Origin of the sequence: Mesorhizobium sp. M0077 (genome assembly GCF_040322955.1) — a bacterium.
Taxonomy (GTDB): domain Bacteria; phylum Pseudomonadota; class Alphaproteobacteria; order Rhizobiales; family Rhizobiaceae; genus Mesorhizobium.
This window is the reverse complement of the sequence record NZ_JAMYUL010000025.1, coordinates 26304-41285: the sequence shown is the minus strand read 5'-3', so window position 1 is coordinate 41285 and position 14982 is coordinate 26304. Positions and strand designations below refer to the sequence as shown.

Here is a 14982-nt window from a genome sequence, read left to right as displayed (position 1 = left end):
GCGATGTCGGGACCGCAAGTCGCTATCGACCTTGGCCGCATCGAGCGCAACGCCCGCACCATCGTCGAACGCTGCGCATTGTCTGATATCAAGGTATTCGGTGTCACCAAGGGCACATGCGGCATGCCGCAGGTGGCGCGGGCCATGCTGCGCGGCGGTGTTGCCGGCATCGCGGAATCGCGTTTTGAGAACATTCGGCGGCTGCGCGACAGCGGCATCAATGCGCCGGTCATGCTGCTGCGCAGCCCGCCCATGGCGCGCGTCGAGGAGGTCGTGCGCACCGTCGACATCAGCCTGCAGTCGGAACTGACCACCATCCGCGAGATATCGCGCATTGCCGCGCGCATGGGCCGCGTCCACGATATCATGCTGATGATCGATCTCGGCGATCTCCGCGAAGGCATCTGGCCAAGCGACCTGATCCCCACCGTCGAGCAGATCCTGGAATTCAAGGGCGTGCGCATCGCCGGCATCGGCACCAATCTCGGCTGCTTCGGCGCCATAATGCCGACCCCGGAGAACCTTGGCCAACTCGTCGCCCATGCCTACAAGACTGAGCGCCTGTCCGGCAAAAGCCTCGACTTCATTTCCGGCGGCGCCTCGTCATCGCTGACGCTGCTGCTCGAAGGCAAGCTGCCGCCCGGCATCAACAATCTGCGCGTGGGCGAGGCGATCCTGCAAGGCGGTGTCGAAACCTTTCGCGACGTGCCGTGGCCCGAACTCGAACCCGATGCCTGCCGGCTGACCAGCGACATCATCGAGGTCAAACTCAAGCCTTCGCGGCCGATCGGCACATCCGGCTACGACGCCTTCGGCAACCAGCCGGTCTTTGCCGACGAGGGCGACCGGCTGCGCGCCATCGCCAATATAGGCCGCGAGGACGTGCTGGTGGAAGGGCTGACGCCGATCGCCAAAGGGGTGAGGGTGCTCGGCGCTTCCAGCGACCATCTGCTGCTCGATGTGCAGGATGCCGATCCGCGACCCACCGTCGGCGACCGCGTCGCCTTCCGCATGAATTATGGCGCCATGCTTCTGGCGATGACCTCGGAATATGTCGAGAAGGCGCCGATGCACGACGTCGCGGATTTCTCCGGCCGCAAGATGGTGTCGATCTCGGCCGAACCGGAAGCCGGCGGGATTATCGCCCGCGAGGGAACCGGCGCGCGGCTGGAGGCAATGAATTTCGACGTGGTCGAACTCGCCGACGTCGAGCGGCCGCCCTCGGGCCTCGTCCGTCTCGCCGCCGGCGCAGATCGCCGTATCGCCCAAAAGGCGCTGACCGCAACGGCGCGCGCCACGCATTCCTTCGGCCTGATCTGGATCGATTCCCTCGCCGCCCTGATGCCCGAGGACGAGGAGGCCGAAGACATGCCTGAAGTCTCGGTGCTGGCCCGCGCGCTCGGTCTCGATCACAAGCCCGGCGCGCTGCAGCCGCAGCTGTCGCCGGAAAATGTCGTCATCGTGGGCCTGCGCCATGCCGATCCGGCGGAGGCAAGGGTGCTCAAGGATTCGCGTGTCTCGGCCTTCACCATGACCGACATCGACGCCATGGGCATGCGCGACCTCATGCATGAGGCGATCCGCATCGCGACGTCGGGCACGCAGGGCTTTCACGTCAGCTATTCGCCGACGGCGACCGAATTTACCGGCTGGGCTGCGGGCTCGGGCGGGCTGACGGTGCGCGAGACGCATCAGGCAATGGAGGCGATCTCGCTGTCCGGCGGTCTGCTGTCGATGGATGTTTCCGGGCTGACCGCCGGTCTGGAGCCGCGGATCGGCGCCGACGCCGTCAACTTCGTCATGTCGGCCTTTGGGAAGCGGATTTTGTGATCAGCCTTGCGCGTCGACTGCCGCGCGCCACGCGGTGACATAGGCCGCCCAGACCGGGTCGGTCTGCGGCTCAATTCTTTCGCCCTTGCCGTGCGTCACTGGCTGATCGGATGCGAGCAGTGCCGCGCCGATGCTGGTGCCGGTGGCCGCCTCGGAGGCGATGACGATGCGCGCGGTCGCTGCCGCCAGCATGCCGACAAAGAGCCGGTTGCGAGCAAACGGTCCTTCCACGGTGGTCGGGCCGTCGGCGCCGATCAGCTCGAGGCAGGTCGCCGTCATCAGTGCCAGATAGAAGGAAATGGCGGCGAACCGCTCGCCTTTGCTGATGCCCTCGGCACCAAGCCATGCCGCGGCATGGTGCGGGAACGGACCTGATCCCTGCTGGGTAGAAGGCAAAAGCAGCATCTTTTTTGTCAGAACGGCCAGCACCTCGCTGCCGCTGCAGTCCTGCGGCTTGTCCTTGGTCAGCTGGGAAAACTCACGGCCACCCATGAAACGCGCCGAGGGCACGGGGTCGCCCAGCGCGCTGACATTGGCCAGCGTGTCGCGCGCAGCATCGAGCGCAATCTCTCTGCCGCCGACCGCCATCGATACCACCCAGGTGCCGGTCGAGACGACCGAGAAGGGCGGCTCGTCGGACAGAAGATGCGGCAATAGGGAGGCGTTGGAATCGTGCAGTCCGCAGAAAACCGCGGTCTGCGGATCGAGCCCGGTGCGCGCGGCAAGCGCCGGCAGGATCGGGCCGAGCTGGTCCCTGGCCGGCCGCACCGATGCCATCAGCCTGCGCCAATCCAGCCTGTCGACCATCGAGGAAAAGTCCGCCTCCCAAGGGCTCCACAGATCGGTGTGGCAGCCGAGCGAGGTCACCTCGTTGGCGGCAACGCCGGTCAGGCGCAGCGCCCAGTATTGCGGATACATCAGCATCGCGGCGGCCCTGGCGAATTCGGTGGGAAAACGCTTCTCAAGCCAGAAGAATTGCGCACCGAGATTGAGGCCGAGCGGCAGGCGCGGCGTCCCGGTCTCTATGAAGGGCGGACGGATCGCACTATACTCTGTAGCCAGCCTGTCGGGGCCGTCGAACTCATAGTCGAGGACAGGCAGCACCAGTTCGCCCGCGGCGTCGACCAGCACGCCGGTCGCACCATGCGTGGTGATCGAAATCGCGTCGATGCGCTGCTCGCGGTTGAGGCTGGCAAGGCTGTAGAGGATGAACGTCCACAGCGACTCGACATCGTGATGCGGGTAGGGCGCTTGCCGCAGTGGCGCGTTCGCCATGCGGCGCAACGCCACCTCGTTAAGCGTGACGAGATCGACCAGCGCCACCTTGGCGTTGGTCTTGCCGATATCGATGACGGCGATGTGGCGCAGCGCACTCATGCCATATGGAACATTGTTTCCAGGGGGATGGCCACCGGTTCATTGTCCGGCCTGGTATCCATGATGTCGGCCATGTGCGCCCACCAGCGCTGCATCACCGGGTGCTTCGGCAGGTCGGCCATGCCATGGTCGTCCCGCCGCCACAGAACGCCAAACAGGATGTTGGTGTCTTCATCGAGATGGATCGAATAATCGGAGACGCCGGCCTCTCTCAGCAGCGCCACCAGCGACGGCCAGATCTCATCGTGGCGCTTTTTGTAGTCGGCTTTCATGCCGGGTTTGAGCTGCATCTTGAAGGCGTATTTCTCAGGCATCAGCTGTTACCGCGCAGCCGCCGCCAGACGATCGGCAGCGCGATGACGACGATCAAGAGCAGGCCGATGAAGATCGACATGACGATGCCGGGCACGTTGAGCAGGCCGAGGCCGAAGGTCACCAGCCCCATGATAAAGGCGGCGAGCACGACGCCTAAAATGCTGCCGGAGCCGCCCAGAATGCTGACGCCGCCCAGCACCACCATGGTGATGACCTCAAGCTCATAGCCCTGCGCGATCGACGGCCGCGTCGAGCCGAGCCGCGAGGTGATCAGCACCGAGGCGATGCCGGCCATCAGCCCGGTCAGGCAAAACAGGATGAATTTGATGCGGCCGACGCGAACGCCGGAAAACTGTGCCGCGACCGGATTGTTGCCGATGGCAAAGACACGGCGGCCGAAGCTGGTGCGATGCAGCAGGAACCAGTAGGCGACGGCCGCGATGAGGAAGAGCACCAGTTCGAACGACACCACCCACCAGACGTAACCCTGGCCGAAGAAGGCGAAGCTCTCGGGATAGCCCTTGTAGGCCTGGTCACCGAGGATGATGAAGGCAATGCCGCGAAACAGGCTCATCGTGCCGATGGTAACGACGATGGACGGCAGGCCGAGCCTCGTCACCAACAGCCCGTTGAAGGCGCCGCAACCGAGCCCGACGACGATGCCGATAGCCACCAGCACCGGCGTGTCGGCGCCGGCCTGCACCGCCATGCCCATCATGGTCGAGGCGAGCGCGATGATGGCGGCGACCGACAGGTCGATCTCGCCCGAAATGATCAGCAGCGCCATCGCGAAGGCGATCAGGCCTTTCTCGGTGAAATTGAAAGTCAGATCCGACAGGGAGTAGGCGTCGAGGAAATAGGGCGAGGCGAAACTGTTGATGGCGAAGATGGCGACCGCCACGACGACCAGCAGCGCCTCCCAGGAAAAGATCGCCGAGGAGAGCGGCTTGTCGAGCCGGTCGGGAATGTGGCGCGGGGCGGGGGTGTCGGTCATGCCGCTTCCGCTTTCCTCAGGATAATCCGCCCCTGCTGACGTTCGCCACGCGCGTTGAGCACGACGGCCAGGATGATGGCGCTGCCTGAAATCGCCATCTGCCAGAAGGGCGAGATGTTGATGACGGGCAGCGCGTTGGAAATGATGCCGAGGAACAGCGCCCCTAACACCGCGCCCCCGACCGAGCCGATGCCGCCGGCAATCGAAATGCCGCCGATGACGCAGGCGGCGATGATGTTGAGTTCATAGCCATTGGCGACCTCGACCGAGGCGATGACATAACGAGAAATCCAGAGATAACCGGCGAGCCCGCCGATCATGCCGGAAATGCAGAAGACGATGAATTTGGTTCGGCCGACATCGATGCCGGCATAGACCGACGCCGTCGGGTTGACGCCGATGGCATAGATCGAACGGCCAAGCGCGGTTCGCGTCATCACCACGAAGAACAGCGCGATGACCAGTATGGCGATCCAGGACAGAACCGGAATGCCCAGGAAAGCTGCGCGCTGGAAGCCGATGAAGTCCGGGCTCATCTTGTCGGCATTGACCCAGGCGCCGCCGGAGAGGACGAAGGTGGCGCCGCGATAGATGGTGAGCGTGCCCAGCGTCACCACGATCGAAGGGATGTTCAGCCGCCACACCAGCAGCCCGTTGATGGCGCCGAGCACCAGTCCGACGGCGAGCGCGATGACAATCAGCAGCGGGATCGGGATCGCCGGATGCGCCGCGTTCAGCATCGCCACCACCATGCCGGTGAAACAGAGGTTGGAGGCCATTGACAGGTCGATGGAGCGGGTCAGGATGACCACCATCTGTCCCAGCGCCAGGATCATCAGGATCGATGTGTCGTTGAACACCTGAGCGAGATTGCCGGGGTCGGCAAATGCCGGGAAGCGCGTCGAGATCATAGCAATCAAAACGACGATCGCCGCTGCCAGCCAGATCTCGCGGTATTTCAGGAGAGCCTTCATGCCGCGATCCCCGCTGCCGTCCGGACCAGCGTTTCGGCGTCCAGCCCCTTATTATCGTAGACCGCCGCAACCAGCCCTTCGCGCATGACGACGACGCGGTCGGACATGCCGAGAATCTCCGGCAGTTCCGACGACACCATGATCACCGACAGGCCCTGCGCGACGAGATCGGCCATGAAGCCGTGCACGGCGGCCTTGGAGCCGATGTCGATGCCCTTGGTCGGCTCATCCAGGATGATCACCTTGGGCGCCGTCGCCAGCCATTTGGCGATGACGATCTTCTGTTGGTTGCCGCCCGACAGCGTGCCGACATCCTGGCTGAGCGAGGAGGCCCTGAGGTCAAGCCGCTCGGTGTAGGAGCGGGCGAGCGCGAATTCTTCCGACAATCGCAGCAGGCCGGATTTGGAGGTGCGCTTCAGCGAAGGCAGCGAGACATTCTGGAAGATCGGCAGGCCGATCACCACGCCCTGCTTGCCGCGCTCTTCCGGCACATAGACGATGCCGGCTTCGATGGAATCCGCCGCCGATTTCGGCGTGATCACCTTGCCTTCCAGCGTGATCGTGCCGCCGGATATGCGGGTGATGCCTGAAATCGCCTGCATCACCTCTGACCGCCCGGCGCCGACAAGGCCGTAGAAACCGAGGATCTCGCCCTTGTGCAGTTCGAAGCCGATGTCGTTGAATTCGGTCGGGTGCGAAAGGCCAGCGACCGACAGCACCGGCGCGCCGATCTCGGCCTTGCGTTGCGGAAAGATGTGATCGACCGAGCGGCCGACCATCATGCGCACGATCTGGCTCTGGCCGGTATCCTTGATAAGGCCCTCGCCAACCATCTCGCCGTCGCGGAACACGGTGTAGCGATCGGCGATCCGATAGATATCGTCGAACTTGTGGCTGATGAACAGGATCGCCTTGCCTTCCTCCTTGAGGAATTCGATCAGCAGGAAAAGCTCCTCGATCTCCTTCATCGAAAGGGCTGCAGTCGGCTCATCCATGATGACGATCTGCGCATCGATCGACATCGCGCGAGCAACCGCTACCAGATGCTTGTTGGCGATGCCGAGGTCTTTCAGCCGCGCATCGGCGTTGATATGGCCGGCATGCATGGTGTCGAGCACTTCGCGCGCGTGTTTTCGCATGGTGCGCCAGTCGATGGTGCCTAGCCGCGTGCGCGGCGCATGGCCGAGAAAAATGTTTTCGGCGACGCTCAGATCGTCGAACAGCACGGTTTCCTGATGAATGGCGGTGACGCCGTGGCCGAAGGCGGCATGCGCGCTGGGCAGGGTGACGGCCTGGCCGTCAATGCTGATCGTGCCGGCGTCCGGCTGGTAGATGCCGGTCATGATCTTGACCAGCGTCGACTTGCCGGCGCCGTTTTCACCAATCAGCGCCGTAACCTGGCCGGGGTAAAGCGACAGGCTGACATTGTGCAGCGCGCGCACGCCGGGAAAGCTTTTGGAGGCGCCGGACAGCGTCAGGCGCGGGGCAGGACCCGTGGGCTCCTCCTTCGCAATGCCGTGCTGGGCTGTCGTGTCCATATCCGTATCAAGCCCTGAAACAAGGTCCGTTTAAAGTCGCGGCGGGATTTTGGTCCCGCCGCGCTTGGTCCGAGACGTCCGAGATCAATAGATCTTGGAGAACTTTTCGATGTTGGACTTGTCGAACTGGAAGGGCGGAGCCATCGCAGCCGAGTTCGAGTCGTCGAGCGTGACCTTGCCGACGCGGCCGATCGACAGCGTTGCGCCCGGCTTTGCCTCTTCCTTCTTCACCGCCAGATCATGAGCGAGGTAGACGGCGGAGTAGCCGAGGTCGATCGGATTCCAGAGGGCAACCGCCTGGCTGGAGCCGTTGTCGATGAACTTCTTGAACTCGGACGGCAGCGCCAGGCCCGTGACATTGACCTTGCCGATCAGGTTCGCGTCGGTGACGACCTGGGCAGCGGCAACGACGCCGACGGTGGTCGGCGCGATGATCGCCTTGAGGTTCGGATAGGATTTCAGCAGGCCCTTGGCTTCGTCGGTGCTCTTGGCCGAATCGTCATCGCCATAGACGGTGGCGACGAGTTTGATCTTGGGGAATTTTTCCGGCAGGATTTTCTTGGCCGCGTCGATCCAGGCGTTCTGGTTGGTCGCGGTCGACGAAGCCGACAGAATGGCGACTTCGCCGCCTTCCGGCAGATAGTCGGCGGCAAGCTTGATGATGGTCTCGCCGATCAGGCCGGTGTCGGACGGGTTGAGGTGCAGCTGGCGGCCTTCCTTGGCGACGCCCGAATCCCACGAGATGACGGTGATGCCGCGCTCCATCGCCTTCTTCAGCACCGGCACCAGCGCGTCGGCGTCATTGGCCGAAATCGCAATGGCGTTGACCTTCTGCGCGATCAGCGAATTGACCACTTCGATCTGCGCTTCGGCGGTCGCCTTGGTCGGGCCTGTGTAGATGATGTCGACATCGCCGAGTTCCTTGGCCGCCTCTTCGGCACCCTTGTTGGCGGCGTCGAAGAAGCCGTTGCCGAGCGACTTCACCACCAGCGCGATCTTGACGTTCTCGGCATAGGCGGCATTCACGAACATGGCGGCCGAGAACGCGGCCGTCACCATCAATTTCTTCAGAAAGCTCATCGTATTTCCTCCCTTGAGCGTTGCATTCCATCGTCGCTGCGGTTGGCCTCAGGCCTGCAGCGAGGATTCTTCCTTTGCCGACTTGCGGGCGACGATCAGCGTCACACCCGCGGCCTCCAGCATGTTGGCTTCGCGATCCTCGATGCCGTCATCGGTGATGACGGTGGCGATGCGCTTGAGCCCACACAGGATCAGGCTCGAGCGCTGGCGGAATTTCGATGAGTCGACCAGCACCACCAGTTCGTCGGCCTGGTCGATCAGTTTCTGCTCCGCCTGGATCAGCAGCGGGTCGCCTTCCATCAGGCCAAGCGGCCCGAGCCCTTGAGCGCCCATGAACATGCGGCGCGCGTAGAAATTGCGCGTCACGTCATTGTCGAAGGGCGAGAGGATGATGTTCTGCTCGCGGTAGATGGTGCCGCCCGACAGCATGACGGTGTTCTTCGAATGCTTGAGCAGGTGCTCGGCGATGGGGAACGAATTGGTGAAGATCGGCATGCGGCGTCCGGTCAGGAAATGCACCATCTGGAAGGTGGTGGTGCCGCCATTGATGATGATCGGCTCGCCGTCCTTGCACAGCTCCACCGCTTCGCGCGCAATCGCGCGCTTCTGCGAAGCATTAAGCGTTTCGTTGACGGAAAAGGGCCGGCCGGCGAGGCCGATGAACTGCGGTGGCGAGATCGCTTCGGCGCCGCCGCGCACGCGGCGCAGGCGCTTTTGCACATGAAGAGCCGCGATATCGCGCCGGATCGTCGCCTCGGAGGAGTCCGTCAGGTCGACCATCTCCTGCACCGTCACCACAGGCTTTTCCTGGACGGCGGACAGAATGATCCTGTGGCGCTCTTTTTCGTGCATGGTTCCTCCCTGCACGGTCATGAGGCACTAGAAAACCACCAGTGTCAATCATTTCCGCTCACATAATTTCATTGTGCAGTGCAATATGATCGATCTTGATCGTTTATGATTGACAACCGAGATGCTTGCGTAGACATTTCCGGCAAAATGGACCGCGCCTTTTGCGTCCCAGGGAGGATAATCATGCTCGACAAGCGCTCCGGCTCGCGCCTTGCCAACCTTTGGGACGATGCGAAAGCCAAGGGGCTGAGCGAGCCTGAGCTTCTGGTCTATCGCTCCAACACGCTCGGCTCCGACAAGCGTGTCACCAATTATGGCGGCGGCAACACCTCGTCCAAGATCCGGCAGAAGGACCCGCTCTCCGGCGCCGAAGTCGAAGTGCTATGGGTCAAGGGCTCGGGCGGCGACAGCGCCTCGATCAAACTGGACGGTTTCGCCACGCTCTACATGGACAAACTGCAGGCGCTGAAAGGCCTCTATCGTGGCGTCGCGCATGAGGACGAGATGGTGGGCTATCTTCCCCACTGCACCTTCAACCTCAACCCGCGCGCGGCCTCGATCGACACGCCGCTGCACGCCTATGTGCCGAAGCCGTTCGTCGATCACATGCATCCCGATGCCATTATCGCGATTGCCGCGGCCAAGGATTCCAAAGCGTTGACCAAGGAGATATTCAGTGACGCCATCGGCTGGCTGCCGTGGAAGCGGCCGGGCTTCGAACTTGGCCTCTGGCTGGAGAAATTCTGCGTCGAACACCCCGAGGCCAAGGGCGTCATCCTCGAAAGCCACGGCTTGTTCACCTGGGGCGACACACCCAAGGAGTGCTATGAGACGACGATCTCGGTCATCAACCAGGCGATCGAATGGTTCGAGCGCCGCTCCGAGGGTCTCGCCATGTTCGGCGGCGAAGTCGTCAAATCGCTAGACGCCGCTGAGCGCCGCGCCATCGCGGCGAGACTGATGCCGAGGATCCGCGGCTTGATTTCGGAGAAGAGCCACAAGCTCGGCCATTTCGACGATTCCGCCGCTGTGCTCGAATTCGTCAACTCCAGGGATTTGCGCCCGCTGGCGGCACTCGGTACCTCATGCCCGGATCATTTCCTGCGCACAAAAATCCGCCCGCTGGTTATCGAGTTCGACCCAGCGAAGCCCGACGTCGAAGCCGTGATTGCGCGCCTCGCCGACGATATTGCTGAGTACCGTGTCGGCTACCAGGCCTATTACGACAGCTGCAAGCATCCGGACTCGCCCCCGATCCGTGACCCCAACGCCGTGGTCTACCTGATGCCCGGCGTCGGCATGTTCACCTTCGCCGGCGACAAGGCCACCGCCCGCATCTCTGGCGAATTCTACGTCAACGCCATCAATGTCATGCGCGGGGCCTCGACCGTTTCGTCCTATGTCGGCCTGCCGGCGCAGGAGGCCTTCGACATCGAATACTGGCTGCTCGAGGATTTGAAGCTGCAGCGCATGCCGAAGCCGAAGTCGCTCGCCGGCCAAATCGCGCTGGTCACCGGCGGCGCCGGCGGCATCGGCCGCGCCACCGCCAATCGCCTGCTGCGCGAAGGCGCCTGCGTCGTGCTGGCCGATATCGACGAGACCGCACTTGCCAACGCCAACGACGAACTGGCGAAAGCCTATGGCAAGGACTTCGTCCGGCCGGTGCTGATCAACGTCACCGCGGAGGAGCAGGTGATTTCCGGCTTCGCCCAGACAGCCGTCGAGTTCGGCGGCATTGATATTCTCGTCTCCAACGCAGGCCTCGCCTCCTCGGCGCCGATCGAGGAGACGACGCTGGCGCTGTGGAACAAGAACATGGACATATTGTCGACCGGCTATTTCCTGGTCTCGCGCGAAGCCTTCCGGCTGTTCCGGGCCCAGAAGATCGGCGGCAATGTCGTCTTCGTCGCCTCCAAGAACGGTCTTGCCGCGTCACCCAATGCCGCCGCCTATTGCACCGCCAAGGCGGCCGAAATCCATCTCGCCCGCTGCCTGGCGCTGGAAGGCGCGGAAGCCCAGATCCGGGTCAACGTCGTCAATCCGGACGCCGTGCTGCGCGGTTCGAAGATCTGGACCGGCGAGTGGAAGGAACAGCGCGCCGCCGCCTACAAGATGTCGACCGACGATCTGGAAGAACACTACCGCTCGCGCTCGATGCTGAAGCGCTCGGTGTTTCCCGAAGACATCGCCGAAGCGATCTATTTCCTGGCGTCCGACATGTCGGCCAAATCCACCGGCAACATCATCAACGTCGACGCCGGCAACGCGCAGAGCTTTACGCGCTGAGTTAAGGGCGGAGCGCTTCTCTTCTCCCCGTCACTATACGGGGAGAAGGTGGCCCGAAGGGCCGGATGAAGGGCAGCGCTGACTGAACGCATTGGGAGGAATAGCACTTGTCCGAAACCATCATCGCCGCCGATCTCGTCTCCAGCCACAACGCCCAGCGCAAACCCGACCTCGAGCGCGACTACGCGTCGCTCGGCGAACGCCTCGACCGCCGCGGCATCGCCATCGATGCCATCCGCGACAAGGTCGAGAAATTCGCCGTCGCCATTCCGTCCTGGGGCGTCGGCACAGGCGGCACGCGGTTTGCCCGCTTTCCCGGCGCCGGCGAGCCGCGCGACATTTTCGACAAGATCGAGGACTGCGCCGTCATCAGCCAACTGACACAGGCGACGCCGACCGTCTCGCTGCATATACCGTGGGACAAGGCCGATCCGAACCGGCTGAAGCAGGCGGCCTCGCGCTTCGGCCTCGGCTTCGACGCCATGAATTCCAACACCTTCTCGGATGCCAGGGACCAAAAACTGTCCTACAAGTTCGGGTCGCTGTCGCATGCCGATGCCGGCACGCGCCGCCAGGCGGTCGAGCACAATCTGGAATGCATCGAGATCGGCAAGACGCTGGGGTCCAGGGCGCTAACAGTGTGGATCGGCGACGGCTCGAATTTCCCCGGCCAGGTCAATTTCGCCAAAGCCTTCGAGCGCTATCTCGACGCGATGAAGGAGATCTATGCCGGACTGCCCGCCGACTGGAAACTGTTCACCGAACACAAAATGTACGAGCCGGCTTTCTACTCCACGGTCGTGCAGGACTGGGGCACCAACTACCTCATATCCAAGGAGCTGGGCGACAAGGCCTACTGCCTGGTCGACCTCGGCCACCATGCGCCCAACGTCAACATCGAGATGATCGTGTCGCGGCTGATCCAGTTCAAGAAACTCGGCGGCTTCCACTTCAACGATTCCAAATATGGCGACGACGATCTCGATGCCGGCTCGATCGATCCCTATCGGCTGTTCCTGGTCTTCAACGAACTGGTCGATGCCGAGCTGTCCGGCGCCGAGGGTTTCGATCCCGCCCACATGCTCGACCAGAGCCACAACGTCACCGATCCGATCGAAAGCCTGATGCTGTCGGCGGTCGAGGTGCAGCGCGCCTATGCGCAGGCGCTGCTGGTCGACCGCAAGGCGCTCGAGGGTTTCCAAGACGGCAATGATGCGCTGATGGCGACGCAGACGCTGAAAGCTGCCTACCGCACCGATGTCGAGCCGATCCTTGCCATGGCGCGGCTGAACACAGGCGGCGCCATCGATCCAGTCGCCGCATATCGCGCGGCGGGCTACCGGGCGAAGGTCGCGGCGGAACGGCCGGCGGTTGTGGGCGGTTCAGGCGGGATTGTTTGAGATTGGCTAATCTCCACCACAGGGGGGAGATCAGCTTGCCTCTGCCGGCAGGCGAACATCAATATGTGTTCGCTCATATTGATGATGGACTCGGCCGCTCCATGTAGCTCTTCTAGGCACCGCACTTGGAGCACCGCCATGCCCTTGACCCGCCGGACGCTGATTGGCGTCACCCTTTCGCTCGCAATTGCGCTCGCGCCATCCGGCGCGCTCCATGCCGCCTCGCCACAACCGGCGAAGGGCGAGCACGGCATGGTCGTCACCGCCCAGCATCTGGCGTCGGAAGCCGGCGTCGAGGTGCTGAAGAAGGGCGGCAATGCCGTCGATGCGGCGGTCGCCGTCGGCTATGCGCTCGCCGTCGTCTACCCTAATGCCGGCAATATCGGCGGTGGCGGGTTCATGACCATCCGCTTCAAGGACGGCAAATCGACCTTCCTCGATTTCCGCGAGCGCGCGCCGCTGGCGGCAACCAAGACCATGTATCTCGACAAGGACGGCAATCCGGTGAAGGGCGCCAGCCTTGATGGCTACCTTGCGGTCGGCGTACCGGGTTCCGTGGCAGGGTTCGAGATGGCTCGTGAAAAATATGGCACGCTGCCACGCCAGGATTTGATGGCGCCGGCAATTGCCTATGCCAAGGATGGCTTCATCCTCGACCAGGGCGACGCTGCTTCATTCGCAAGCAATGCCGCACGGCTGGCGAAGGACCCTGCCGCCGCCGCCATCTTCCTGAAGCCGGACGGCAAACCCTATGGCGCCGGCGAGCGTCTCCTCCAGCCCGATCTTGCAGCCTCGCTCGCCGCCATCTCCGAAAAAGGCGCCGACGCCTTCTACAAAGGCGCCATCGCCGACGCCATCGTCAAGGCGAGCGGCGCCAGGGGCGGCATTCTGGCCAAGGCAGACTTCGAGCAATATAAGGTACGCGAGCTGCAACCGGTGAGCTGCACCTATCGCGGCTATGAGATCACGTCCTCGCCGCCGCCAAGCTCCGGCGGCGTTATCATCTGCGAAATCCTCAACGTGCTGGAGGGCTACCCGCTGTCCTATCTCGGCGCCGGCTCGGCCGAGACGGTGCATGTCATGGTCGAGGCGATGCGCTACGCCTATGTGGACCGCAACTCGGCGCTCGGCGATCCCGATTTCGTCGACAATCCGGTCTCGAAACTGCTCGACAAGGGTTACGCCAAGGAGATCCGCGACAAGATCGACCCGTTCCGCGCCGGCGTCTCGCAGGATTTGATGCCGAAGGGCTTCGGCGAGTCGAAGGAAACGACGCACTATTCGATCATCGACGATGACGGCAATGCGGTCGCGGTCACTTATACGCTGAACGGCTCGTTCGGCGCCGGCGTGGTCGCCGACGGAAGCGGCATCCTGCTCAACAACGAGATGGATGATTTCACCCAGAAGCCTGGCGTGCCCAACCTCTACGGTCTCGTGCAGGGAGAGGCCAATGCCATCCAGCCGAAGAAGACGCCGCTGTCATCGATGAGCCCGACCATCGTCGCCAAGGACGGCAAGCCGTTCATGGTTATCGGCAGCCCCGGCGGCTCGCGCATCATCACCATCACGCTGGAAGCCATCGTCAACGTCATCGACCACGGCATGAACATCCAGGAGGCGATCGACGCATCGCGCATCCACCATCAATGGCTGCCCGACACGATCTATGTCGAACCGTTCGGCCTGTCGCCCGACGCTGAAAAACTGCTGGCCGGCATGGGCTACCACCTCGATCTCGCGGATTCTACCTGGGGTCAGGCTGCCGGCATTCTTGTCGGCGGCAAGAGCCTGGCGGAAATCGAGAAGGGCGGCGGCGCCCGTTACAACGGCGCCATCGACAGCCGCGCCGCATCCGGCGAGGCGATTGGCTACTGATCAAAACAAGAGATTGATCAGAGGACGAGCGTAAGCGTCGACCCGACGAGCATCAGCGCCGCGATCACGACGAACGCCGCGTAGATGCGGGGACGGTCGAGGAGCAGCGCATTGCCCGATATCCAGGCCGCGGTTGCGCCGCCAAGCGCAAACAGGAAGCCGTTGCGGTGACCAAAGGTCATGGAAGCGGCCATCAGCCCGCCAATGATCAGCGCGCCGAAGACGATGATCACGGCAACGGCGTATTTCTCGAAGTCGTTGCCGCCGCCCATGGCCGGGCCGATCGCGTTCAAATTCGTCAGATCGTCCGGATCGAACGGGTTGGTCGATCCATATTCATCTTGACCGACAGGTTCTCGCATCATTCATTCTCCGCTGACCGGCAACAAATCATCAACATCTGCCGAGCGCAACCGGATCGCGCCGTGCCGAAGGCCGCCGATGCGGTCTTCAACACT

The 14982-nt window shown here is 62.9% G+C and carries 12 protein-coding genes; 4 read left to right on the top strand and 8 right to left on the bottom strand.

Annotated elements, in window-relative coordinates; genetic code table 11:
- Positions 1-3 precede the first annotated feature (3 nt).
- On the top strand, positions 4-1830 hold the full coding sequence (locus NKJ57_RS29520) for an alanine racemase (RefSeq protein WP_352513624.1): 1827 nt from the start codon (positions 4-6) through the stop codon (positions 1828-1830).
- Here NKJ57_RS29520 and NKJ57_RS29515 read toward each other — a convergent pair whose 3' ends face one another.
- From NKJ57_RS29515 to NKJ57_RS29485, 7 genes are all read right to left on the bottom strand, one after another.
- Complete coding sequence (locus NKJ57_RS29515) at positions 1831-3207, bottom strand: FGGY-family carbohydrate kinase (RefSeq protein ID WP_352513623.1); 1377 nt, start codon at positions 3205-3207, stop codon at positions 1831-1833. It abuts the gene before it with no gap.
- Complete coding sequence (rhaM, locus tag NKJ57_RS29510; RefSeq protein ID WP_352513622.1) at positions 3204-3521, bottom strand: L-rhamnose mutarotase; 318 nt, start codon at positions 3519-3521, stop codon at positions 3204-3206. Before rhaM ends, NKJ57_RS29515 begins: the two co-directional genes overlap by 4 nt.
- Positions 3521-4516, bottom strand: coding sequence for an ABC transporter permease (locus NKJ57_RS29505; RefSeq protein WP_352513621.1), 996 nt, complete (start codon positions 4514-4516; stop codon positions 3521-3523). The genes rhaM and NKJ57_RS29505 overlap by 1 nt, the downstream gene beginning before the upstream one ends.
- Entirely contained in the window at positions 4513-5490 is a 978-nt protein-coding gene (locus tag NKJ57_RS29500; RefSeq protein WP_352513620.1) for an ABC transporter permease, read from the bottom strand. Before NKJ57_RS29500 ends, NKJ57_RS29505 begins: the two co-directional genes overlap by 4 nt.
- Positions 5487-7028 (bottom strand): sugar ABC transporter ATP-binding protein, encoded by a 1542-nt coding sequence (locus NKJ57_RS29495; RefSeq protein WP_352513619.1) that lies wholly within the window; start codon positions 7026-7028, stop codon positions 5487-5489. The genes NKJ57_RS29500 and NKJ57_RS29495 overlap by 4 nt, the downstream gene beginning before the upstream one ends.
- Positions 7029-7112: 84 nt before the next feature.
- Positions 7113-8108 carry a rhamnose ABC transporter substrate-binding protein gene (gene rhaS / locus NKJ57_RS29490; RefSeq protein WP_023669661.1) on the bottom strand — a complete coding sequence of 332 codons (996 nt, stop codon included), beginning with the start codon at positions 8106-8108 and terminating at the stop codon, positions 7113-7115.
- 48 nt (positions 8109-8156) lie between these two features.
- Positions 8157-8960 carry a DeoR/GlpR family DNA-binding transcription regulator gene (locus NKJ57_RS29485; RefSeq protein ID WP_023669662.1) on the bottom strand — a complete coding sequence of 268 codons (804 nt, stop codon included), beginning with the start codon at positions 8958-8960 and terminating at the stop codon, positions 8157-8159.
- Between the two features lie 183 nt (positions 8961-9143).
- On the opposite strand from NKJ57_RS29485, the gene NKJ57_RS29480 reads away from it, so the two are divergent.
- The 3 genes from NKJ57_RS29480 (at position 9144) to ggt (ending at position 14524) form a co-directional block, all read left to right on the top strand.
- A complete protein-coding gene (locus NKJ57_RS29480) occupies positions 9144-11246 on the top strand; it encodes a bifunctional rhamnulose-1-phosphate aldolase/short-chain dehydrogenase (protein WP_352513618.1) in 2103 nt (700 codons plus the stop codon).
- A 107-nt stretch (positions 11247-11353) separates the two neighbouring features.
- Positions 11354-12646 (top strand): L-rhamnose catabolism isomerase, encoded by a 1293-nt coding sequence (gene rhaI, locus NKJ57_RS29475; RefSeq protein ID WP_023669664.1) that lies wholly within the window; start codon positions 11354-11356, stop codon positions 12644-12646.
- A gap of 138 nt (positions 12647-12784) precedes the next feature.
- Entirely contained in the window at positions 12785-14524 is a 1740-nt protein-coding gene (ggt, locus tag NKJ57_RS29470) for a gamma-glutamyltransferase (protein WP_352513617.1), read from the top strand.
- Positions 14525-14541: 17 nt separating this feature from the next.
- Here ggt and NKJ57_RS29465 read toward each other — a convergent pair whose 3' ends face one another.
- Positions 14542-14889 carry a hypothetical protein gene (locus NKJ57_RS29465; RefSeq protein WP_032885862.1) on the bottom strand — a complete coding sequence of 116 codons (348 nt, stop codon included), beginning with the start codon at positions 14887-14889 and terminating at the stop codon, positions 14542-14544.
- Positions 14890-14982: the final 93 nt, after the last annotated feature.